General features: G+C 64.3%; 23 protein-coding genes, 1 tRNA gene and 1 other RNA gene. 11 read left to right on the plus strand and 14 right to left on the minus strand.

Translation table 11 applies throughout. From position 1 onward, the window contains the following. Positions 1-10 precede the first annotated feature (10 nt). From CH292_RS00150 to prfB, 10 genes are all read right to left on the minus strand, one after another. Complete coding sequence (locus CH292_RS00150) at positions 11-673, minus strand: alpha/beta fold hydrolase (RefSeq protein ID WP_256977815.1); 663 nt, start codon at positions 671-673, stop codon at positions 11-13. Between the two features lie 126 nt (positions 674-799). Continuing rightward, positions 800-1,170: a transfer-messenger RNA gene (ssrA, locus tag CH292_RS00155) on the minus strand. An 81-nt stretch (positions 1,171-1,251) separates the two neighbouring features. Further along, complete coding sequence (locus tag CH292_RS00160; RefSeq protein WP_094653760.1) at positions 1,252-2,676, minus strand: NAD(P)H-binding protein; 1,425 nt, start codon at positions 2,674-2,676, stop codon at positions 1,252-1,254. A 65-nt stretch (positions 2,677-2,741) separates the two neighbouring features. After that, positions 2,742-3,593 (minus strand): DMT family transporter, encoded by an 852-nt coding sequence (locus tag CH292_RS00165; RefSeq protein WP_080738285.1) that lies wholly within the window; start codon positions 3,591-3,593, stop codon positions 2,742-2,744. A 51-nt stretch (positions 3,594-3,644) separates the two neighbouring features. Continuing rightward, a complete protein-coding gene (smpB, locus tag CH292_RS00170; RefSeq protein WP_019666033.1) occupies positions 3,645-4,118 on the minus strand; it encodes an SsrA-binding protein SmpB in 474 nt (157 codons plus the stop codon). 120 nt (positions 4,119-4,238) lie between these two features. Next, positions 4,239-5,144, minus strand: a complete 906-nt coding sequence (ftsX, locus tag CH292_RS00175; protein WP_019666034.1) for a permease-like cell division protein FtsX — start codon at positions 5,142-5,144, stop codon at positions 4,239-4,241. Between the two features lie 92 nt (positions 5,145-5,236). Further along, positions 5,237-5,926 (minus strand): cell division ATP-binding protein FtsE, encoded by a 690-nt coding sequence (ftsE, locus tag CH292_RS00180; protein ID WP_019666035.1) that lies wholly within the window; start codon positions 5,924-5,926, stop codon positions 5,237-5,239. A 68-nt stretch (positions 5,927-5,994) separates the two neighbouring features. Continuing rightward, positions 5,995-6,468: a hypothetical protein gene (locus tag CH292_RS00185; RefSeq protein ID WP_094653761.1), complete on the minus strand. Its 474-nt coding sequence runs from the start codon at positions 6,466-6,468 to the stop codon at positions 5,995-5,997. Beyond that, entirely contained in the window at positions 6,465-7,370 is a 906-nt protein-coding gene (locus CH292_RS00190) for a mechanosensitive ion channel family protein (RefSeq protein ID WP_019666037.1), read from the minus strand. Before CH292_RS00190 ends, CH292_RS00185 begins: the two co-directional genes overlap by 4 nt. A gap of 7 nt (positions 7,371-7,377) precedes the next feature. Next, complete coding sequence (gene prfB, locus CH292_RS00195; protein ID WP_019666038.1) at positions 7,378-8,490, minus strand: peptide chain release factor 2; 1,113 nt, start codon at positions 8,488-8,490, stop codon at positions 7,378-7,380. Positions 8,491-8,835: 345 nt separating this feature from the next. Between prfB and CH292_RS00200 the strand changes: the two genes are divergently transcribed. The 4 genes from CH292_RS00200 (at position 8,836) to CH292_RS29595 (ending at position 11,450) form a co-directional block, all read left to right on the plus strand. Beyond that, a complete protein-coding gene (locus CH292_RS00200) occupies positions 8,836-9,327 on the plus strand; it encodes a carbonic anhydrase (RefSeq protein WP_019666039.1) in 492 nt (163 codons plus the stop codon). Positions 9,328-9,385: 58 nt separating this feature from the next. After that, positions 9,386-10,174 (plus strand): histidinol-phosphatase, encoded by a 789-nt coding sequence (gene hisN, locus CH292_RS00205; protein WP_094653762.1) that lies wholly within the window; start codon positions 9,386-9,388, stop codon positions 10,172-10,174. 296 nt (positions 10,175-10,470) lie between these two features. Beyond that, on the plus strand, positions 10,471-10,974 hold the full coding sequence (locus CH292_RS29590; protein ID WP_373454661.1) for a transposase: 504 nt from the start codon (positions 10,471-10,473) through the stop codon (positions 10,972-10,974). 50 nt (positions 10,975-11,024) lie between these two features. Further along, positions 11,025-11,450 (plus strand): transposase, encoded by a 426-nt coding sequence (locus CH292_RS29595; protein WP_373454662.1) that lies wholly within the window; start codon positions 11,025-11,027, stop codon positions 11,448-11,450. Positions 11,451-11,464: 14 nt separating this feature from the next. On the opposite strand, the gene CH292_RS00215 is transcribed toward CH292_RS29595, so the two are convergent. Then, a complete protein-coding gene (locus CH292_RS00215; protein WP_094653763.1) occupies positions 11,465-11,833 on the minus strand; it encodes a DUF1304 domain-containing protein in 369 nt (122 codons plus the stop codon). A gap of 123 nt (positions 11,834-11,956) precedes the next feature. Between CH292_RS00215 and CH292_RS00220 the strand changes: the two genes are divergently transcribed. The 5 genes from CH292_RS00220 to CH292_RS28475 all read left to right on the plus strand — a co-directional run bounded on the left by CH292_RS00220 (position 11,957) and on the right by CH292_RS28475 (position 16,718). Next, positions 11,957-13,363 carry an acyl-CoA dehydrogenase family protein gene (locus CH292_RS00220; RefSeq protein ID WP_094653764.1) on the plus strand — a complete coding sequence of 469 codons (1,407 nt, stop codon included), beginning with the start codon at positions 11,957-11,959 and terminating at the stop codon, positions 13,361-13,363. 46 nt (positions 13,364-13,409) lie between these two features. Then, positions 13,410-14,633: an acyl-CoA dehydrogenase family protein gene (locus CH292_RS00225; RefSeq protein WP_019666043.1), complete on the plus strand. Its 1,224-nt coding sequence runs from the start codon at positions 13,410-13,412 to the stop codon at positions 14,631-14,633. A gap of 172 nt (positions 14,634-14,805) precedes the next feature. Continuing rightward, positions 14,806-15,141 (plus strand): YciI family protein, encoded by a 336-nt coding sequence (locus CH292_RS00230; RefSeq protein WP_027498870.1) that lies wholly within the window; start codon positions 14,806-14,808, stop codon positions 15,139-15,141. Between the two features lie 13 nt (positions 15,142-15,154). Beyond that, positions 15,155-16,429, plus strand: a complete 1,275-nt coding sequence (locus CH292_RS00235) for an RNA polymerase sigma factor (protein WP_094653765.1) — start codon at positions 15,155-15,157, stop codon at positions 16,427-16,429. Between the two features lie 109 nt (positions 16,430-16,538). Further along, the gene (locus CH292_RS28475) at positions 16,539-16,718 is read left to right on the plus strand and encodes a hypothetical protein (protein ID WP_141216288.1); all 180 of its coding nucleotides are present in this window, start codon (positions 16,539-16,541) and stop codon (positions 16,716-16,718) included. Here the strand turns inward: CH292_RS28475 and CH292_RS00240 are convergent. Further along, the gene (locus CH292_RS00240) at positions 16,715-17,233 is read right to left on the minus strand and encodes a heme-degrading domain-containing protein (RefSeq protein ID WP_019666047.1); all 519 of its coding nucleotides are present in this window, start codon (positions 17,231-17,233) and stop codon (positions 16,715-16,717) included. The two genes, CH292_RS28475 and CH292_RS00240, sit on opposite strands and share 4 nt — an antisense overlap. A 159-nt stretch (positions 17,234-17,392) precedes the next feature. Continuing rightward, a tRNA-Met gene (locus CH292_RS00245) sits at positions 17,393-17,469 on the minus strand. Positions 17,470-17,989: 520 nt separating this feature from the next. On the opposite strand from CH292_RS00245, the gene CH292_RS00250 reads away from it, so the two are divergent. Next, positions 17,990-18,592 carry a transglycosylase family protein gene (locus CH292_RS00250; protein WP_033190585.1) on the plus strand — a complete coding sequence of 201 codons (603 nt, stop codon included), beginning with the start codon at positions 17,990-17,992 and terminating at the stop codon, positions 18,590-18,592. 107 nt (positions 18,593-18,699) lie between these two features. Here CH292_RS00250 and CH292_RS00255 read toward each other — a convergent pair whose 3' ends face one another. Then, positions 18,700-21,678, minus strand: coding sequence for a UPF0182 family protein (locus tag CH292_RS00255; RefSeq protein ID WP_026347936.1), 2,979 nt, complete (start codon positions 21,676-21,678; stop codon positions 18,700-18,702). 227 nt (positions 21,679-21,905) lie between these two features. Here CH292_RS00255 and CH292_RS00260 point away from each other — a divergent pair, with 227 nt between their 5' ends. After that, positions 21,906-22,511 (plus strand): PPA1309 family protein, encoded by a 606-nt coding sequence (locus CH292_RS00260; RefSeq protein WP_170947479.1) that lies wholly within the window; start codon positions 21,906-21,908, stop codon positions 22,509-22,511. The last annotated feature ends 3 nt before the right edge of the window (positions 22,512-22,514 follow it).

A 22,514-nucleotide genomic window follows, 5' to 3' on the forward strand; every position in this document is an offset into this window, starting at 1 on the left:
CGCCGACGCGTCACGACGACACTCCGTTTTCTTCGGAGGGGACACGCGCGATGATGTCCATCGCGAATTTCGTCGTCTTCTCGACCCATGTGCGGGACTTTCGAATCATGAAGTGACCGCCGTCCATGTCCACGAACGTCGCATCGACACCCCGCCTGCGTGCGGACTCGACTTCAGCCGACGACTTTCGCGGATCCGTCCAACTGTCGTCGCGCCCGTGGAGGACCCGCACCGATCGGTCGGACTGGATGTTCGCCAGCTCGTCGCCGTCGGGCCACCACGGCGCGAGCGCCACGAGGCCCAGGACCCCCGGATCGTGGCCGACGGCGGCCGCCGTCCGCCCGCCCATCGAGTGCCCGACGACCACCACCGGCACACCGGGATGCTCGTCTCGAATCCGTAGCAACGCCCAACGGGCGTCACGAACGGGGCTGCGTTCGACACCGTTCCATCCGCGGAACCGGTACTGCAGTTGGTGTACTGCTATGCCATCGGCTCGGCCGGCACGCCGCAGCGCCCACGTGAACTGCCACATGCGCAGTCCCGACAGATGCCAGGGCCTACTGGGCGCGTGGCTGTCCACTTTGCCTCCGTGCAGGACGAGGACGACGGCGCGGACAGTGCCGCGCGGACTGGGGCCGGACCACAACTTCGGCGTGGCGATCTTGCTCATGATCACTATTCGACACCATCGCTGCCACGGGTTGGATTCTTGCGATGCCAGGCGATTGTGAGGTGAATTACAGGCTTCGGGCAAGAAAAAACCGGGTCGGAAAGCGTGTGCTTTCCGACCCGGTCTCGGTGGAGCTGCCGGGAATCGAACCCGGGTCCTCCGCTGTATCACCAGGGCTTCTCCGTGTGCAGTCTGCTATGCCTCTACTTGGATCTCCTGATCTCGCAAACAAGCCAGGATGACGATCCCAGCCACTGTTTGATGTTCCTCATCACTCCGTGGCCGAGTGAATCGGTAAGCCCTCTAGCTGATGCCAGTACCCGGGTCGAGGGCGAACCCGGACTGACAGACACGCAGTCGCTACTTAGGCAGCGAGTGCGTAGTCGCGCTGATTGGAATCGGCGCTTATATGTTTGCGATGACGCTTACGGTGGTCTCTCGCCTGCACCGACACGCTTCCCCTGACTCAACATACAGAGTCGAAACCGTTCAGCCCCGTACGTCCCCAGCACTCTGCCGGGGCTTGTCAGTGTAACGCGTCCCCCGGACAGAATCATCCCGATATACGGCGCGCGTGACTATGCGCGGTCGACCAGGGCAACGACGCGTTGCAACTGACGCCCTGCGATCACCTTGCGGGCGGGCAGCGATCCGTACCAGAAGGCGCGGCCTGCGAGACCGCGAGGAAAGAAGTCGATGCGTTGCTCGAGCCGCGTTCCCCCGCCTGCAGACACCACCGAATACTGCATCCACGCGTTCCCGGGCAACGTAGCAGTGGAACGTAGCCTGATGTCACCGTCCGAATCACTGCCGTCCGAATCACTGCCGTCCGAATCACTGCCGTCCGAATCACTGCCGTCCGACGCACCGCGCTCGATCTGCCAGTTCTCGGCGCTGCCTGCTGCGACAGCCTTGCCCACACGGCTTCGGATCTCGTCGGCCCCGCTCCCGAGGTAGACGCTGCGCACGTCGGTGAAGACGGTTTCTCCCGCCCAATCGGGGTCGGAGGGAAGAGGATCCGACGGGGCCGACACGGTCGACGTCCACGTCGACTCCGACTCGCCGTCGTCGATGGTGCGTAGAGCCAGCCGAACCGCATCGCGGTACGGCGTCAGACCACCCTCCGGTCGTTCGACGACGGCGTCGATGTCGGTTTCGTGGGCCACGGCGTCGAACTGCAGTGATTCGATGAGCGGCATCGCCAGTCCCCTCGGAATCGGGGTCACCAGACCGATCCAGTGGCCGGCCAGCCGCGGGGTGAGAACCGGCAGTACCACCATCTGTCGCTTACGGAGCCCTGCAACGTCCGCGTAGATGTTCATCATCTCGCCGTACTCCATCACGTCCGGGCCGCCGACGTCGTAGGTCCTGCTCTCGGGAAGGTCCGCGTCCGCAGCACCGAGGAGGTAGTGCAAGATGTCGCGCACTGCGATCGGCTGAATCTTGTTGTGGACCCAGCGCGGTGTCGTCATGACCGGCAGCCTGTTGGTGAGGTGGCGAATCATCTCGAACGACGCCGATCCCGCACCGATGACCACTCCGGCCTGGAGGACGAAGGTCGGCACTTCGGACTCGCACAGAATAGTGCCGACTTCGGCGCGCGATTCCAGGTGCTCGGAAAGCTCCCCCGACTGGGGGTGCAGCCCGCCGAGATAGACGATCCTCGACACTCCGGCCTCCGCGGCGACCGCAGCGACGTTCTCGGCGCTCTCACGCTCGGTCTTCTTGAAGTCGCCGCCGCCGGAACCCATCGAGTGCACCAGGTAGTAGACGACATCGACGTCGGCGAACGCCTTCTTCAGCGAATCGCGGTCACCCAGATCTCCCTGGGCGATCTCGACGTCGTCCGCCCACGGCACTCCCTGGAGCTTGTCGGGGGTGCGGGCCAACACCCGAACCGTGAATCCCGCGTCCAGAAGACGCGGAGCGAGCCTGCCGCCGAGATAACCGGTCGCTCCGGTGACGAGGACACGGCGGGCATCGGGGCTGCTGTTGGCGTTCATCGTCTATCGATACCCCCGTGGGCGTATCTCAACCCGATCTCACCTGGCCCGTCGACGTCGGCCGATCAACCCAGGGCGATCAGACCCACCGCGCCGAGAGCGACGACCATCCCAACCTGCTGCAGTCTTCCGACACGCTCGCCGAGCATGACCATCGCCAGGAGCACGGTCGCCGCGGGATACAACGATGCGATGACACTGACCAAGGACAGCAACCCACCCTGGTACGCGTAGAGCAGAGCGGCGTTCGCCACGACGTCGAGAATGCCGACGAACGCAGCGAGCTTCAGCACACTGCCGTGCGGCAGCGCGAAATGACCGGAGGCGAGCGCAACACACCACACCACCGCCGTCGCCGACGCACGAGATGCCGCCAGCGGCCACAATCCCGATCCGTCGCCGATCTGATGGAGGCAGATGAACGCGAGCGCGAACGTGACACCCGATCCGACGGTCAACCACGCCACCGTCGGGGTGAATTTCATCTCGCGACCACCGGCTACTTCACCTGTCGTGTCGTCGGGAGACTCCTTGCTGACGAGGAGAACCGCGATCAACGCCAACGCGATACCCACGAACGCGAGCGCACCCGGACGCTCCCCGATCGCGAATCCGGCGATGACGGGTATGCCCGCCACCAGCACGGCGGTCAGCGGTGACACGACCGCCATCGGGCCCGACGCGAGCGCGAGGTAGAACCACCAGACGGCCAGGCCACCTGCCACTCCCGACGCCAAGCCCCACAGAATGGGCACCAAAGAGATCTGGCCCCCGACGAACGGCGCCACGATCAGCACGATCACCAACGAGAACGGGTAGGAGACGATCACCACTCGCAGGGCCGCCACCCGACGGGACGCCACACCCCCGACGAAATCGCTGACGCCGTATCCCACCGCGGCGACGAGTGCGAGCAGGATCGCGGTCAGCGCGAACCCCTCACCGCTCGCCCCTCACCGCGTACCCCCTCACCGCATACCCTTGATGCGGCGGCCGAGCTCCCTGGTCACTTCACGCTCGGCGGTGCGACGGGCCAGGTCCTGGCGCTTGTCGTAGTCCTGCTTACCCTTCGCGAGGGCAAGTTCGACCTTGACCTTGCCGTCGGAAAAGTACATCGACAACGGTACGAGGGTCAGCGACCCTTCTTTCGTCTTCCCGACGAGTCGCTCGATCTCGCGCTTGTGCAGCAACAGTTTTCGGGTGCGTCTGGGCGCATGGTTGGTCCAACTCCCCTGCGTGTACTCGGGGATGTGCAGCCCGCGCAACCAGATCTCGCCGTCGTCGACCGTCGCGAACGAGTCCGCAAGCGACGCTTTGCCTTCACGCAGGCTCTTCACCTCGGTGCCCACGAGCGCGATACCGGCCTCGTAGACGTCGAGAATCGAGTAGTGGTGGCGCGCCTTGCGGTTCGTCGCAATGGCCTTGCGGCCCTTCTCTTTCACTTCAGGGCCCTTTCTCGAGCGCTGTTCGTCCGTGCGTACGCGCTCTCTGCGCTGTCCGCTCCAGCATAGAACCGTGTCGCAAGCACTTTTCTTCCGGATGGACTCGGCCGAATCGGGAACCTACTCGCGGACGTACAACCGCAACGTGATGTACGCGGTGACCGACGCCATACCGATGCCGACGAGCGCCAGGAACGGAGAGACGAGCAGAACGTCGCTGTTGGAGATTCGGGCGAGAATGTTGGCGTCGTACACCTCCGACAACACGTCGTCGATGAAGAGGTTCTTCGCGGTGAACAGCCCCGCAATCGCGAGCCCGGATCCGATCAGCGCAGCCACCACGGCTTCGAGCAGGAAGGGCAGCTGGGTGTACCACCTGGTTGCACCGACGAGTCGCATGATTCCCACCTCGGTGCGGCGGGTGAACGCCGCGATCTGAACCATGTTCGCGATCAACAGAACCGCGGCCACGGCTTGAACGATCGCGATGGCGAATGCTGCGTTGCGTACACCGTTGAGCACACTGAACAGACGCTCGACCAGGTCTCGCTGGTTGAGCACGCTCTGCACTCCCGGCTGACCGGCGAAGTTGTCGTTGATGACGCCGAAGCGTTCGGGATCACTGAGCTTGACCTTGAACGAGGCCGGGAAGCTGTCCGGGCTGACCAGCTCCGCGAGTTCCGGTTGATCCTTGAACACGCGCTCGGTCGCATCTTTGACTGCGTCGTCGCGGTTGAGGTACTGAACCGACACCACGGACGGTGTCTGCTCGAGTTCGCTGCGCAACGTGGAGCACGTGGATTCCGCGCAGTCCGGATCGGTCGCCGAGATGTCGTCGGTGAGGAAGATCTGTACTTCGACGCGGTCCAGGAAGATCTGCTGCGTCTTGCCCGCCATCTGCACCACGAGCAGTCCGCCTCCGAACAGGCCGAGCGAAATGGCCGTCGTCAGAATCATGGCGATGGTCATGGTGATGTTGCGGCGAAGTCCGGTCAGGACCTCGCTGAAAATGAAACTTGCGCGCATCGGGGAATCCGGGCCCTTCGGTGGTGTCTGCAGTCGTCGATGTCTGTAGTCGTCGATGTCTGTAGTCGTGGCGGCAGAAGTGCGGCGGCGTACTACCTACCGACGCCGTAGACCCCTCGGGCCTCGTCACGCACCACTCTGCCGTTGTCCAGTTCGATGACCCGCCGACGCATCGAGTCGACGATGTGGTTGTCGTGGGTCGCCATCAGCACCGTCGTTCCGGTCCTGTTGATCCGCTCGAGCAGCATCATGATGTCCTGGCTCGTGTCCGGATCGAGGTTTCCCGTCGGTTCGTCGGCCAGCAGCACCAGTGGGCGGTTCACGAAGGCCCGGGCGATGGCGACGCGCTGTTGCTCACCACCGGACAGCTCCGTGGGCAGTCGATCCGACTTGCCGCCGAGCCCGACCAGATCCAGGACCTCGGGCACCGTCCGCTTGATCATCGATCGCGGCTTGCCGATGACCTCGAGCGCGAAGGCCACGTTCTCCACGACCGTCTTCTGCTGCAACAGACGGAAGTCCTGGAACACGCACCCCATGCTCTGTCTGAGCTTCGGCACGCGCCGCGAGGACAACCGGTTCACGTGGAAGTCCGCGACGTGGATGTCGCCGGAGGTGGGTGTCTCCTCCTTCAGGAGAAGGCGCATGAACGTCGACTTCCCGGATCCCGACGGTCCGATGAGAAACACGAAGTCGCCCTTGTCCACCGACACCGTGACGTCGTCCAACGCCGGCCTGGTGGATGTCTTGTAGGACTTGGAGACATTCGAGGTGCTGATCACGGGTCGCCAGTGTAGCCCTTACCTACCGGTAACCGACTCGGCTCGACATGTGTGTTGCCTGAGGAATTCTAGGGAGATCCGGTGGCCGTCGGGGCCTGCGGAGCAGGGGGTAGCAGGGACCGCAGTTGCGGCGGCACCGTCAGCCCCGGCAGGTACGTCGGATCCTGCGTTGCCGACGTACCGGTCTGCCCTGTGGGCGATCCGGGGTCACCCGACCCCCCGGGCGCGCCGGACTGCTCGTCGGTGGCGGACGAATCGACCGTGGTGGTCGGAGAAGGAGTGGACGTGTACGTCGGCTGGTACGTCTGTTGCGGCGCTTGCGTCGGGTAGCTCCCCGGGTCGACCGCCGTCGGTCCTTGAACGTCTTCTCGCTGCGCGGTGACGACCTCGTCCACCTGTACGTACAGCAGTCCGGTCAGAACGAAGCAGACACCGAAGAACAACGTCGACGTCCGCACGCCACGAATGCGGTTCGGAATTCTCCAGCTTCTCCAGTTACGCGGCTGCGCGTCGGTGTCCGTGTCCGGTCGAGGTTCGGTCACAGCTCCTCCTCGCGATCCCGGCGGGCGCCGTCCGGTGCGACTCCTGCGGTCGACACGTCCGGGCTGACGCTAATGCCCTCGGGCTGCAGCGCTGCTGCCACCCGAACACGTAGTTCTCGGCCGACCTGAAACTGCTTGCCGGGAAGAGTCCGAGCCACGAGCCGCACGTTGACCTGGTCGACCTCGATGGATTCGACCCCCATGACGGTCGGCTCGTCCAGCAGCAGCGGCCGCAGACGGCGGTCCTCGAATGCCGTGTGTCCCACGCGGCGGAGGATCTCGTTGACCCGGTTCAAGTCCGCGATGGACGGGATCGGCACGTCCACGACAGCGCGTGCCCAGTCCTTGGAGAGATTGATGGCTTTGACGATCTGGCCGTTGGGGACAGTGATGACTTCCCCGTCGACACTCCGAACGCGGGTGACGCGCAGCGTCACGTCCTCGACGGTGCCTTCCGCGTCCTCCGCCGAGCCGTTGACGGCGATCTGCACGACATCACCGAACCCGTACTGCCGTTCGGTGATGATGAAGAATCCGGCCAGGATGTCCTGCACGACCCGCTGCGCACCGAAACCCAGTGCCGCACCGATCACCGTCGCGGGAGCGACGAGGCCACCGACGCCGAAGCCGAGCCTCCTGAGCACCTCGATGGTCACCAGGATGTAGACGAGAGTGACAGCGACCCAGGTGATCACCTGAGCGAGTGCGTGCCGATGCTTTGCTGCCTCGGACCGCACCAGGGCATCGCTGTGTTGATAGTTGGAGTCGATGCGTGAGGTGATCCGCGTACCTGTCCACGTGATGAGACGCGCGACCAGGAGTCCTCCGAGGATGTACAGCACAATTCCGAGGCCGTTGAGTTGGACCTCCGGTGTTACCGAGAACGACAGTGCTGTGTTCATCGTGTGTCTACTCGTCCCCCCGCATACGCCATCGAATTCCTGCTTCCAGGAAACCATCGATGTCGCCGTCGAGCACGGTGGAGGGGTTGTTGACCTCGTACTCGGTGCGCAGATCCTTGACCATCTGGTACGGATGCAGCACGTAGGAGCGCATCTGGTTACCCCAGGAACTTCCGCCGTCGCCCTTGAGGGCGTCCATCTCGGCGCGCTCTTCCTTGCGCTTGACCTCGAGCAGCTTGGCCTGGAGGACCCGCATCGCGGACACCTTGTTCTGCAGCTGCGACTTCTCGTTCTGACACGTCACGACGATTCCTGTGGGAATGTGCGTCAGACGCACGGCCGAGTCCGTGGTGTTGACGGACTGTCCGCCCGGACCGCTGGACCGATAGACGTCGACTCGGATGTCACCCTCGGGAATCTCGATGTGATCGGTCGTCTCGACGACCGGAAGCACCTCGACCTCGGCGAACGAGGTCTGCCGTCGTCCCTGGTTGTCGAACGGGCTGATCCTCACGAGGCGGTGGGTGCCCTGCTCGACCGACAGCGTGCCGTAGGTGTACGGAGCCTTCACCGCGAAGGTAGCGCTCTTGATTCCGGCCTCTTCGGCGTAGGACGTGTCGTAGACCTCGACGCCGTAGCCGTGCTTCTCCGCCCAGCGGATGTACATGCGCATGAGCATCTCGGCCCAGTCCGCGGCGTCGATGCCGCCTGCACCGGAACGAATGTTGACGAGCGCGTCACGTTGGTCGTACTCACCGGAGAGAAGCGTGCGCACCTCGGCCGCGGCGATGTCCTCGCGCAGCGATGCCCGCTCGGCGTCGGCATCGGCCGTCGCCGACGCTGCTGCGTCGCCTTCTTCTCCTTCGGCCAGCTCGTAGAGCACCGGCAGATCGTCGAGGCGCCCCCGCAGTTCCTCGACGCGGCGGAGTTCGGCCTGCGCGTGCGAGAGCTGACTGGTGACCTGCTGAGCGTGTTCCTGGTCGTTCCACAGGTCCGGCGACGCAGCCTGATGTTCCAGCTCGTCGATCCGGCGACGTAGTTCCTCGACGTCGAGAACCGACTCGATCGTCGTGAGGGTGATGTCGAGTTCGTTCAGGTCCGCGGAGACGTCAGGATGCACGAGATCGAAGTTTACCGGCCGCGGCGCACTCGCCCGACCAACGCTGCCCGACGAGCAGGATTTCTACGGTGCCGACGGGCCCTTCCAAGGGCGTGAGCAGGCACGGCTGTGGATCGCGAGCCCTGGCCCGAACGTCGATCTCCTGTTAGTTTTCTCGGCATCGACACATACGCATGCGACCATGCCGCGCACCCCCTGCTGTTGGTTGCGCGCCTCCACGTCGATTTCTGCAGGACCGGCGCCAGTCTCTGTCGCTGTCCACGGTTCACCCCGACCGCAGGGGTGCCCACAGTCGGCGCCATCTGCGCAACCCCACCCCACGCAGAAACTTCTGGAGGAGAATCGATGTCGGTCACCGACGAGTACCTGAAGAACAACGAGGCGTACGCGGCACAGTTCACCGGACCGCTCCCGCTTCCACCGTCGAAGAACGTTGCGGTGGTGGCATGCATGGACGCGCGTCTCGACGTCTACCGCATTCTCGGATTGAACGAAGGCGAGGCGCACGTCATCCGCAACGCAGGTGGCGTCGTCACCGACGACGAGATTCGGTCGCTCGCCATCAGTCAGCGTCTGCTCGGGACCAAGGAGATCATTCTGATTCACCACACCGACTGCGGAATGCTGACGTTCACCGACGACGAATTCAAGAACGGCATCCAGGACGAGATCGGCATCAAGCCCAACTGGGCAGCTGAAGCGTTCCCCGACCTCGACGCCGACGTGCGGCAGTCGCTCGCGCGGATCGAGCAGAGCCCGTTCGTGACCAAGCACGACTCGGTGCGCGGATTCGTCTTCGACGTCGCGACCGGGAAGTTGAACGAAGTCACGGCCTGACGTGCACAGCGCCCGGGGTGACGGTGCCACCGACACCCCGGGCATTAGTGTTTGACGCGTGACTTTTTCTGCCGCTGACCTGCAGCTCGCACTGTCCATCGCCGACCGGGCCGACGTCATCACGCGGGATCGTTTTCTCGCTCTCGACCTGGTGGTCGACGACAAACCCGACCTGAGCCCGGTCAGCGACGCCGACCTCGCCGTCGAGAACAAGGTGAGGTCCATCCTCCAGGACGAGCGGCCGGACGATTCCGTCCTGGGCGAAGAGTTCGGTGGCGACGCTGTCTTCGACGGGCGGCAATGGGTCGTCGACCCGATCGACGGAACCAAGAATTTCGTGCGAGGTGTGCCGATCTGGGCCACGCTCGTCGCGTTGCTCGAAGACGGCATTCCGGTGGTGGGCGTGATCAGTGCTCCGTTGCTGAACCGGCGCTGGTGGGCGTCCAAGGACGGGGGCGCGTGGACGTCCTACGACGGCGGCGAACCTCGTTCCATCACAGTATCGTCGGTTCGCGAACTGAGCTCTGCCAGTTTGAGTTTCGCGAGCCTGTCCGGCTGGCAGGAGCGTGGGCTGCGGGATCGATTCGTCGACCTGACGGACGAGGTGTGGCGGGTTCGCGGGTACGGCGACTTCTTCTCCTACTGCCTCCTCGCCGAGGGCACCCTCGACATCGCGACCGAACCCGAGGTGTCGCTGTGGGACCTGGCACCCCTGGACATCCTGGTTCGGGAAGCAGGTGGGCGCTTCTCCTCACTCGATGGCGCCGCAGGCCCGCACGGCGGAAGCGCAGTGGCCACCAACGCCCTTCTGCACGACGAGGTTCTGACGCGGCTCCGCCGCACGTGAGTGGAAATCTAGGCCATGGCCAGGAGCGGAGCCTGCGGAGCGACCAGAAGACGCGACATTTCCACTCAGTGATACTGGAGTTGTCCGTCGGTGTGGTGATTTGACTCGTTTCCACTCTGACGCCTGTGGCTGTCTTTCCTGTGATGTGTCGGCCACTGCATCGGCGGACAGCGTTCACACGCGACCGGTGGGGCGGAGTGACTTGATAGGAGCCTGACCAAAGAGTCCCGTCACTGTGTTGTCCGCCGCCCCCGGCCGGTGCGTGGTCACCTACGAAGGGATAACCAGTGTCCAGCATGACCGAAAATCCACCCGATGTCAGCCTCACCGTGTTCGTCGGTATCGACACCCACAAAGACACCCACCACGCCGCGGTCATCGACCACCTCGGCCGCGACGTCGCCGACCGGCAGTTCCCGGCAACCGCCGCCGGCTACCGCGCAGTGCTGGCCGGGATCGGCGTCGTCGCACGGGTCGGTGTCGAAGGCACCGGCAGCTACGGCTCGGGAGTGACCGCAGTCCTGCAGCAGGCGGGCATCGACGTCGTCGACGTCGACCGCACCGACCGTCGTTCCCGGCGGTTCCACGGCAAGTCCGATCCGCTCGACGCCTACAGCGCGGCTCGCTTGGCAGCGTCGGGTATCGCACGCACCATCCCGAAAGCACATAACGGTGACGTCGAAGCAATCAGGTTCCTGCACAACGCACGTCGCTCCGCCGTCAAGTCCCGTGCCGAAACGATCACCGCATTGAAATCGGCCGTCGTGAACGCGCGATCCGCGAGCAGCTGCGGGATCTGAGCACGACTGCGGTCAAGACCGCGCTCCGATCGCTCGCGCGCCGGATCCGCATGCTCGACGAGGAAATCACCGCCCTCGAAGCAGACCTGCACCCATTGATCGACGACGCAGCCAAGGACCTTCTCGAACGCTACGGCGTCGGGTACGAGACCGCAGCCCAGTTGTTGATCACCATCGGCGACAACCACGAGCGCATCAGCACCGAGGCCGCGTTCGCCAACCTCTGCGGAGTCGCACCGATCCCCGCATCATCGGGTAAGACCAACCGGAACCGACTCAACCGCGGCGGCAACCGCCAAGCCAACCGGGCCCTGCACATCATCGTCGTCGCACGTCTCAAACGAGACCCACGAACCCAGGCCTACCGCGACAAACGACTCACCGAAGGCAAAAGCAAACGCGACATCATCCGCTGCCTCAAACGAGCCGTCGCCCGCGAAATGTTCAAGCTCCTCACCCGAAAAATCACCGCTTGACACTCATAGGAGCATCACAGGAAAGCTGCGAACAGCAATGCCAACAACGGGGTGATGCCCTGGATCACGGCCGGTCGGAAGTACTTCCGCCCGCCGGTGGCCAGCACGAATGCGGCACCGACGATGCTGAGGCACGAGAACACGACGATCGCGTCCCCGGCGTCGCCTCCGAGGAACAGGCCCACGACGATTCCCACTGCCAGAAACAGGTTGTAGAAGCCCTGATTGAAGGCCATCGGGCGGACCACATCGGCGTCGGCCTGACTGGCGACTCCGAATCTGCGCCAGACGGCGGGCTTGGTCCACGCGACGGATTCCATGAAGAAGATGACCACGTGCAGCGCGGCGGCGACGACAGCGAAGATCGAAGCGATGACAGGCATGCTCGAATGCTCCCACAACGGGTGTGACGTGCGCGAAGGGCCAACTTCTTACTCGGGAGTAGACAGCTAACTTACCCGGGAGTAAGATAGATCCCGTCCGAGCCCGACGCCGAGAAACAGCTGGTGATCATGAGCAAGCAAGACAGTGTCATCGAGACGAAGCGCAAGGCGCCTCGCGATACATCCGCAGTTGGCCTCAACCCGTTCAAGCGAGACGCCATCGGCACCGCCATGCGTGTGCTCACGGCAATCACCGGGTCCGACCTCGCGGAGAAGTACAACCTTCGCCAGACCATCGACCGCGTGACGTACGAGAGCACCAAGACGGGTTTCAAGACCCTCGGCGCCGCCAACCGCACGTTCGCGAAGGTCACCGGAGGCGACAAGCCGAAACGCCTCGAGGACGCCGCGGTCAAGAACCTCGACTACTTCGACCTGACTCCGGACGACGAACAGCGCATGATCGTCGAGACCGTCAAGGAGTTCGCCGAGGAGATCCTCCGACCCGCAGCGCACGACGCAGATGCGGCAGCATCGTCGCCCGAGGATCTCGTTCGTCGCTCTGCTGAACTCGGCATCACCTTCATCAACGTTCCCGAAGAACTCGACGGCGCGGCCACCGAGCGTGGCGCCGTCACCAACGCATTGGTGGCGGAAGCGCTTGCCCACGGCGACCTCGGACTCGCGCTTCCCATCCTCGCGCCGAGCGGTGTCGCGGTCGCGTTGACGCAGTGGGGCACCGACGCGCAGCAGAAGACGTACCTGCCCGCGTTCGTCGGCGAGAAGGTCCCGGGTGCGGCCGTCGTGGTCAACGAGCCGCGTGCACTGTTCGACCCGTTCGCTCTGCAGACCAAGGCCGTGCGCTCCCCCAGCGGATTCAAGCTCAACGGCGTCAAGAGCGTCGTGCCTGCGGCGGGTAGCTCCGAACTGTTCGTCGTTGCCGCCGAACTCGAAGGCAGGCCTGCGTTCTTCATCGTCGAGTCCGACACCAAGGGTCTCGTCGTCGAAGCCGATCCGAGCATGGGTCTGCGTGCCGCCGGACTGGGTCGACTCGTACTGACCGACGTCGCGGTTCCGGAATCCGCACTGCTCGGTGATGGAGACGTAGATCAGCGCGCACTCGACTACGCCGACGCCATCAGCCTTGCCCGGCTCGGCTGGTCCGCTCTCGCAGTCGGCGCAGGCCAGGCCGTCCTCGACTACGTGATTCCGTACGTGAACGAGCGCGAGGCGTTCGGCGAGCCGATCAGCAACCGCCAGGCGGTTGCGTTCATGGTCGCCAACATCGTGATCGAGCTGGACGGGTTGCGCTTGGTCACTCTTCGCGGCGCATCGCGAGCCGAGCAGGGCAAGTCGTTCGCACGTGAAGCAGCACTCGCCCGCCGCCTCGCCGCCGAGAAGGGCATGCAGATCGGTTCCGACGGTGTGCAGTTGCTCGGTGGACACGGATTCACCAAGGAACATCCGGTCGAACGCTGGTACCGCGATCTCCGCGCTGTCGGTGTCACCGAGGGCATCGTCCTCATCTGATTCGCCCCCATCCTCGTAGGCAACTCATCGGTCAAGGACTGAACTCATGATCAATCTAGAACTTCCCAAGAAGCTTCGGGCACAGGCGAATCAGGCTCACCAGGTTGCGGCCGAGATCTTCCGCCCGATCTCTCGCAAGTACGACCTCGCCGAGCACGAGTACCCCGTCGAACTCGACACCATGGCATCCATGGTGGAGGGAATGTCCGACGCCGGTACCGAGGTCGGCGGCGCCGCTGGTGGCCGGGAGAAGGACAGCGAGAGCGCTCCGAAGCCCAGCAAGACCGCCAATGCCAACGGCGGCAACATGGCTGCGTTGGTCAACGTCATCGAAACCTGCTGGGGCGATGTCGGTTTGACACTGTCCATTCCGTACCAGGGCCTCGGCAACTCCGCCATCGCGGCCGTGTCCACCGACGAGCAGCTCGAACGCTTCGGCAAGGTGTGGGCATCGATGGCCATCACCGAACCGAGCTTCGGCTCGGACTCCGCTGCCGTGACGACGACTGCGGTGCTCGACGGAGACGAGTGGGTCCTCAACGGCGAGAAGATCTACGTCACCGCCGGTGAACGCTCGACGCACATCGTGGTGTGGGCGAGTGTCGACCGTTCCAAGGGCCGCGCGGCGATCAAGTCCTTCGTCGTACCGCGTGACGCACCGGGCCTGAGTGTTGCTCGGCTCGAGCACAAGCTCGGTATCAAGGCGTCGGACACCGCCGCTCTCCTGCTCGAGGATTGCCGAATCCCGAAGGACAACCTCCTCGGCTCCGCCGAGGTGAACACCGAGAAGGGTTTTGCGGGCGTCATGCAGACGTTCGACAACACTCGCCCGCTCGTCGCAGGTATGGCCATCGGTGTGGCTCGTGCAGCCCTCGAAGAATTGCGCTCCATCCTCGACGAGGCCGGCGTGGAGATCTCGTACACCACTCCCGCGTACAGTCAGCATGCCGCGGCAGCCGAGTTCCTGCGTCTCGAGGCCGATTGGGAGGCGTCTCATCTGCTCGCGCTGCGGGCCGCGTGGATGGCCGACAACAAGGAGCCGAACTCGCTGCAGGCGTCGATGGCCAAAGCGAAGGCTGGCCGCTCGGCCACCGACATCACGCTCAAGGCCGTCGAACTGGCAGGCAGCTACGGCTACTCGGAGCGCCTTCTGCTCGAGAAGTGGAGCCGTGATGCGAAGATTCTCGACATCTTCGAAGGCACCCAGCAGATTCAGCAGTTGATCGTCGCCCGTCGTGTTCTCGGAAAGACATCCGCCGAACTGAAGTGATGCAGTTGTGACGACGTGGCCCCGTGGACCGTGAGGTTCGCGGGGCCACGTCGCGTATCGACGGAAGAATCGGGTGTCCACCGAAAAACTTCTTCGGGTCGTGTCGAAGACGGCGTATCCCGTTCGTCGTCATCATGTACGCAGACAGAAGAGCAATTCGATGGAGGACACCATGAAGTACATGCTGCTGATCAACGCACCGCGTGCCGATTTCGACAACGGATGCACGCCGTCGGACTGGGTGCAGTACGGCAAGGAGATGCAGGACGCAGGCGTATGGGTCACCGGTCATGCACTGGCCGACCTCACGACGGCGACGACCGTGCAGGTCGATTCGTCCGGAGAACGCAGCATCACCGACGGACCGTATGCGGAGACCCGCGAGGTTCTGGGGGGCTTCGAGATCATCGATGTCCCCGACCTCGACGCCGCGTTGGACTGGGCCGCACGGTGCCCCGGTTCCAAGGGCGGGGGCTCAGTCGTCGTCCGTCCTGTCGCCGAGTACTGACGGCGTCACGCCGGTGTCCGACGACGTACGCGCCTCCCTCTCGGACGTCTTCAGGGAGGAGCACGGGCGACTTCTGGCGTCGATGGTGCACCGCTACGGCGACATCGACCTGGCCGAGGAAGTCACCTCGGAAGCGATCGAGGTTGCGTTGCAGCGATGGCCGATCGACGGAGTGCCCACGAAACCCGGCGCCTGGCTGTTGACCACGGCCAGGCGCCGGGCGGTCGATCGCCTCCGCAGAGATCGGACGCTCTCGACCAAGCTGGCGATACTTCAGATCGAGCAGGATCGCGCGGGTATCGGGCAGCGAACCGAGTCGCTCGCGGCCGGCGCCTTCGACGACGACGTGCCCGATGAACGGCTGCAGATGTTCTTCATGTGCGCGCATCCAGCACTGAACGTCGACGACCGAGTTGCGCTCACGTTGCGTTGCCTCGCGCAGCTCACGACCGCCGAGGTGGCCCGGGCTTTCATGATCCCGTCATCGACTGCGGGTCAGCGAATCTCACGGGCCAAGAAGAAGATCCGAGAGGCCCGGGTTCCGTTTCGAATACCCGGCCCCGACGAGCTGCCCGCCAGACTGACGGTGGTGCTGCAGGTCGTGTATTCGATTTTCACCGAGGGGTACGCGGCGTCGAGCGGTGACGACCTGGTCCGTGTCGATCTTGCCGACGAGGCAATTCGGCTCGCCCGTATCCTGCAGGCCCTGCTGCCCCGCGAACGGGAGGTGACGGGATTGCTGGCGCTCATGTTGTCGGTTCACGCGCGCTCTGCGGCACGAGTGGCCGGCGACGGAACGCTCGTGATGCTCGACCAGCAGGACCGGGCCCGGTGGGATCGGGAGATGATCGACGAGGGAGCCGACCTGACCGTGCGGGCGCTGACGGGCGGAGCCGCCGGCCCCTATTCGGTACAGGCCGCGATTGCAGCCCTCCACGTGGAGTCGGAAACGTGGGAGGCCACCGATTGGGCGCAGATCGTGGAGCTGTACGGCGTGTTGATGTCGCTCGCCCCGTCTCCCGTCGTCGCTGTGAACCGAGCAGCCGCAATTGCGGTGCGCGACGGGCCGGTCGCTGGGCTGATGGAGCTCGACGCGTTGGCCGACGAACCCGCCCTGCAGGCCTACTCGCCGTATCACGCTGCTCGCGGCGACGTACTCAGCCGCCTCGGTGCATCGTCGGACGCAGCGACCTGTTTCGAGCGCGCGTGCGCGACTGCCGGGTCGATACCCGAGCGCGATTACCTCCGACGGCGGGCCGACGAAGCTCGGGAGGCCGCGGGCTCGTGATGCCCGAAACGGACTGCAGGGTCACTGTCGGATGGGCGAGTCCGACGCTGCCCGCTCGGGGCCGGAACCGACACTCATAGACTGAGAGGACTGCAGGAATCGATATTCGATGGAAGTGAGGGCAACGATGTCCGAGTGGGCGAAGAAGATCAAGGACGAAGCCAAGGGACTCATCGCCGAGGCCGAACAGGAGCTCACGGCTCTCGAGGGGGTCGATACCGTCGACCTCACCGCGGACGAGACGGATGAATCGTCCGCTGCGAGCACGGAATCGGATTCCTCGAGCTAGTTGCCGACCCGCAGTTCGGCTGGGATCGCGCGCGATCGATGCGAAGCAAGGGCGTCGACGACCATCTGATGGTCGTCGGCTTCCGGCAGGCCCGAAATCCCGATGACGCCGATGAGTGACCCCGCTACTCGAATGGGAACAGCTCCGCCTGCTGCTGCGTATCGACTGTTGTCGTACCGCGATTCCGCGTCGAAGTCCCGACCTTCCGATCGATACTGACTGCCTACCCCGTACGACGAAAAATTGTGTCGGCGAACGGTGTTGATCTTGTAGCCGACCCAGTCGTCGTTCACTGCCGTGCTGCCGGCGACGGCCGCGTGAAAAACCCGCTGCTCGCCGAACACGATCGATACGACTATCGGCAACCCCGTGCCTCGGGCTGCGGCAACCAAGGCAGATCCGACAGCCCAGGCATCGTCGTAGTCGAAGCGCTCGAAGCCGATCAGCTTCTCCTGCTCCACGACTCGCGCATGCACAGCGGCCCACCGTGCCTGTTCCTCGTTCACATCTGCCATTGCCGTCTCCTGTCGCGGACCATTAAGTCTTTATGTCCTGACAAATTACCGGAAGAGCACTGAAGGCCGGCCGAGTGGAGTAAATGCGAGCAGAAGGGCGCTCACCTCGGGTACACAGCAAAGAACCCGGCACCGTCGAACGGTGCCGGGTTCCTGCATTGGTAGCGGGGACAGGATTTGAACCTGCGACCTCTGGGTTATGAGCCCAGCGAGCTACCGAGCTGCTCCACCCCGCGTTGCAAGAGATGAAGTTACCCGAAGGTGTCCGCCGGATGCAAATCACGTGCACAGCCGTCGACAACTACACCGTTGCGTCGTTCGACATGCGAATTACCGGAAAAAACGGCCGAAACCAGTGCGCTGGACCACACAAACCACGTGAGACATCACACATAACAGCTATGTAACGAACGAGACTCGAATGCATTCCAAGGCCGTCCCACCTGCAATTTCACCAATATCCGTCTCACATGGTGGACAGTGGGTTTCCGAATTCTTTGTGTGACGTCACGACGATCCTCGACTACCTTCACGGTCGGCCCTACAACGCAGGGTCAGTACCGCCCCCGCCGCTGCATCGCTCTGCCCCGCGGGGAACGGTTCCCCGATACGCACGGGGGCAGAGCCGCAACACGTACGACGCCGCGCACCGAGTCCTCGCGCCGGCCTCTCGTACACGGTGCCTGGAGACGATCACGAACGATCGTCGTCCCCTGGCTGGGTTGCGCAGGCAAGCGCGGAGAGGATTCACCCCGCATGACCAAGGAAATTCATTTCGGCAAGCGTGCACTCGGATGGGCCGCCGTCACCGGCGCCGTCGTTGCGATTCCCCTCGGCCTTTCCGTGGGCACCGCCAGCGCAGCCGAGCACAACTGGGACGGCGTCGCACAGTGCGAGAGTGGCGGCAACTGGAACATCAACACCGGAAACGGTTACTACGGCGGCCTGCAGTTCTCGCAGAGCACCTGGACCGCCAACGGCGGCACCGGATCGCCGCACAACGCCTCGAAGGCAGAGCAGATTCGCGTTGCCGAGAACACGCTGCAGAGCCAGGGTGTCGGCGCATGGCCGGTCTGCGGCCAGAACCTCACCACCGGTGCATCCACCCCGGAGCCCGAGGCAGCCCCCGCTGCACCGGCCGCACCCGCTGTCGAGGAGGCACCCGCTGCTCCCGCAGCACCGGCACTTCCGGTCGCGCCGGAGTTCCAGGCACCGGCGCAGCAGGCTGTCGATCAGGCAACCGCAGCAGCCAAGCAGGGCTTCGACGCCGCGAAGGGCATCGCAGACCAGTACGGCCTGAGCGCTCAGTTCGAGCAGCTCGTCAGCACCAACCCGGTTCTCGCGTCGATCGGACGCTGAATCCGTCCGCAGGCTTGACCTGCTGACACACGAAGGCGCCCGCACCGCTTCAGGAAGAGAAGCGATGCGGGCGCCTTCGTGTGTGCGGCTGCCGGATCAGTACACGGTCAGTTGGCGTTGTACGCGTCGATGGCCTGTTGAAGGGCATCGAACGCGTCACCCAGACGACCCAGGTCGCCGCTCTGCTGTGCAGACCTGACGTCGGCCAGAGCAGAGTTCAGACGCTGCACCTCCGCGGCCGATGGCTGACCACCGGTTGCCGGCGGCGTCGTCGCCGGTGCCGGCGCCGTTCCCTGCTCGGTGCCGTTCGCAGTGTCGGGCGCTTCTGCCGTCGACTGCGGATCCGCGGCGTCACCTCCCGGTGCCGTCGCCGCGGTACCTGTACCCGATCCGAAGACCTGGTCCAAGGCCTCGGACAACGTTGCGGCGTACCCGACGCGGACGCCGCCTCCCGAACCGGGCTCGCGGTAGCTGACGAGAACCCTGGTCAACTGTGGGAACGTCGACGTCGACGCCGTGTTGCGCTCGGTGTACAGCGGTTCGACGTACAGAATGCCGCCGTTCGCGATGGGCAGGGTCAGCAGGTTGCCGTACTGAATCGTGTTGGACTGCTGAAGAAGCGTCCGGTCCGAGGCCACGCGCGAATCCGATGTCATCGAGTTCTGCGCCTGCTGTGGACCCTGCGTCTGCGTGTTGGTCGGTAGCTGCAGCACCGTGAACTTTCCGTAGTTCTCCGGATCCGAACGCACCGAGATGTACGCGGAGAGAAGTTCACGGTTGAACCCGACCATCGCACTGGTCAGACGGAACGACGGTTCACCGGTCTCCGGATCACCGATCAGCACGTAGTACGGAGGCTGATTCAAGTCCGTTCCGCCGTCCACCGTCGGATCACTGGGAACCGACCAGAACGCGTTGTTGGTGAAGAACTCACTGGGGTTGTCGACGTGATACTTGGCCAGCATCTCGCGCTGGATCTTGAACAGATCCTCCGGGTAGCGGAAGTGCGACCGAAGCTCCGGCGAAATATCCGACTCCGGCTGAACCGAATCCGGGAACACACCCATCCACGCTTTCAACACCGGGTCGGTGTCGTCGACCTGGTAGAGCGTCACGGTGCCGTCGTATGCGTCGACGGTGGCCTTGACCGAGTTCCTGATGTAGGACACTTCCTCGCGCGGGAGCGGCCTGCCGGTCGTGGGCTCGATGCTGTCCGCGGTCAGACCGTCCAGCGACGCCCGCTGCGCGTACGGGAAGTTCTCCAACGTGGTGTAACCGTCGACAATCCAGACGATCTTGCCGTCCACGACCGCCGGGTAGGAGTCCGTGTCGGTCGTCAACCACGGGGCCACCTTCTGGACGCGGTCCCGAGGATCGCGGTTGAAGATGATCTTGGAGTCGTCACCGATGGCGCCCGAGAACAGAATGTTGCGCTCGGCATACTTCGCCGCGAAGGCGAGGCGGTTGAACCAGTTGCCGACCGAGACGCCGCCCGCACCGGTGTAGGTGTAGTTGGAATCGTCCGTGTCGTATTCACGGTCACCGGCGCCCGTCGCGCCGACGATGGCGTAGTCCGGGTCGGCCTGGGCGATCACCTCGCCGTAGTAGATGCGAGGTTGATCGACCGGGATGACCTGATCCTGGCCCTGCGAGGCGATGTCGCTGACGGTGTAGATCGGGTAGCCGCTGTTGCTGGTGGCACCCTCTGCTGTCGGATCCTCGACGGCCGCGTTGACGCGATTGGCCGGCGCGGCGACGAAGCCGTTTCCATGGGTGTAGACCGTGTGGCGGTTGATCCAGTCGGTCTGGTTACCGGTCAGGGACTCCGGCGACAGCTCACGGGCGGCGACGATGTAGTCCTGGAGCTGGCCGTCGATCTCGTAACGGTCGACGTCCAGGGTCGACGGGAAGCCGAAGAAGTTCTTCAGCTGCTGCTGCTGGGTGAACGTGCGAGACAGCACGTTCGGATCCAGAAGACGAGTGTTGGCGATGGTCGTGATGTCCGCGTCGCTCTCGCGGGGATTCTGCGAGCCTTCTCCCGAGTACGGCTGGTACTCCACCTGATCGTCACCGATGCCGTACGCGTCACGCGTCGCGGCGATGTTGCGCTCGATGTACGTACGCTCCTTCTCGGCCGCGTTCGGTCGGACCGAGAACTGCTCCATCAGCAGCGGGAAGACCGCGCCGACGAGAATGGAGGACAACACCAGGAGTGCCGTCGCGAGAGCGGGAACACGCAGATCACGGAGGAAGATCGCGGCGAAAAAGGCTGCGGCACAGATCAACGCGATGGCGAGCAGGATCAGCTTGGCAGGAAGCACCGCGTTGATGTCGGTGAAGCCGGCACCGGTGAAGATGGGTTCCTTGCGTCCGCTGGACAGCAGCGAGTAACGGTCCAGCCAGTACGCGATCGCCTTGAACAACACGAACGATCCGGCGAGCACCGCGAGCTGGATGCGCGCCGCGCGGGTCAGAGCGCCCTCACGACCCGCCAGCCGGATTCCGCCGAAGACGTACTGCGTGAGCAGGTTTGCGAAGAATGCGATCAGCGTCGCGACGAACAGCCAGTTCAGGATGAATCGGTAGAACGGCAGATCGAACGAGTAGAAGCCGTAGTCCAAGTTGAACTGTGGGTCGGTGATTCCGAATTCGCCACCGTTGAGGAACAACTGGACCGTCACCCAGTTGGTCTGCGCGATCAGTCCCGAGATGATGCCGAACGCCAACGGTATTCCGATACCGAACAGGCGCAGACGGCTCATCACCGTGGTGCGATAGCGGGCGACCGGATCGTTCGGACCGGCGACCGGAACGAACACCGGCCGATTGCGGTACGCGAGCAGCAGCGACGCGAAGACCACCGCGCCGACGAACAATCCGACGACCAGGAACAGAACGACGCGCGTCAGCAGCGTGGTCGTGAAGACCTGCCGAAAGCCGACCTCCCCGAACCAAAGCCAGTTCGTGTAGGTGTCGATGAGGCGAGGGCCGACAAGCAGCAACGCTGCGAGGACCAATGCCAGAACAAGTAGAATCCGTCCGCGCCGCGACAGCGACGGTAGACCGGTTGGGGCCCTCATGCCCACGTGCCACACTCCAACTTCGGGCGATACACCTAGGTATCGCTGATGGGGTTCGACGGCGCACCGAGTGCGTCGCCTGTCCGATTTGGGAACCACTGTACGGAACGGCGGCACCGGCCGCTGACACCCCTTCGTCCTGCGCGCGCGGACCATGGGTCGGCGACGGCCGAACAGCGGAATGGGAAGATGGGCGGGTGAGCGATTTCAGCGACGACCTGTTCCGTGACGGCGTGGAACCCAACGCCGACAACGATGCCCTCGGTGCCGCTCTCGGGCGGTGCGCGCGCGAGGTCGCCGACTTCGTGGACGGTGAAGGCTGGGGTCAGGTCCCCCAGCTGTTCGCGCTGGTTCCCACCGAACTTCTGGCGGCCGCCGAACCCGGACTGCTCGACGACCTCGCCGACGGTGCGTTGCTCACCCCGATCCAGCAACACTCGCTACCCGAGGACATTACCGGCGGATCGCCCGCGCTCGACGAATTCCTGGCCACCACGACGTGGCCGGACGGTGTCGTCGGGTGCGCACTGGTGCAGGAGATCGTCGTCCTGCCTCCCACCGCGGAGTCGGCACTCGACGACGCACTGGTCCCACTCCTCGCCGACCGAGACGCGGCCGACGACGCCGCCCGCGCCGCCGCCCATGCGCATCCCGACCGCAAGGACGGCAGGCTCATCGCAGCCGTGCTCAAGGACGGTCCGTCCCTGACCCTTCTGCAGTTGCAGCCCGACGAGGACGCGGATCCGTTCGCCCCGGTGGAGCTCCTGCTCTACGAGGGCCTTGCACCCGGCATCGTCGCCGCCCTGCACGCGACATTCGACCTCGTCGAGGACGACTGACCT

It is taken from the genome of Rhodococcus sp. 14-2470-1a, assembly GCF_002259425.1.
Taxonomy (GTDB): Bacteria; Actinomycetota; Actinomycetes; order Mycobacteriales; family Mycobacteriaceae; genus Rhodococcoides; species Rhodococcoides fascians_E.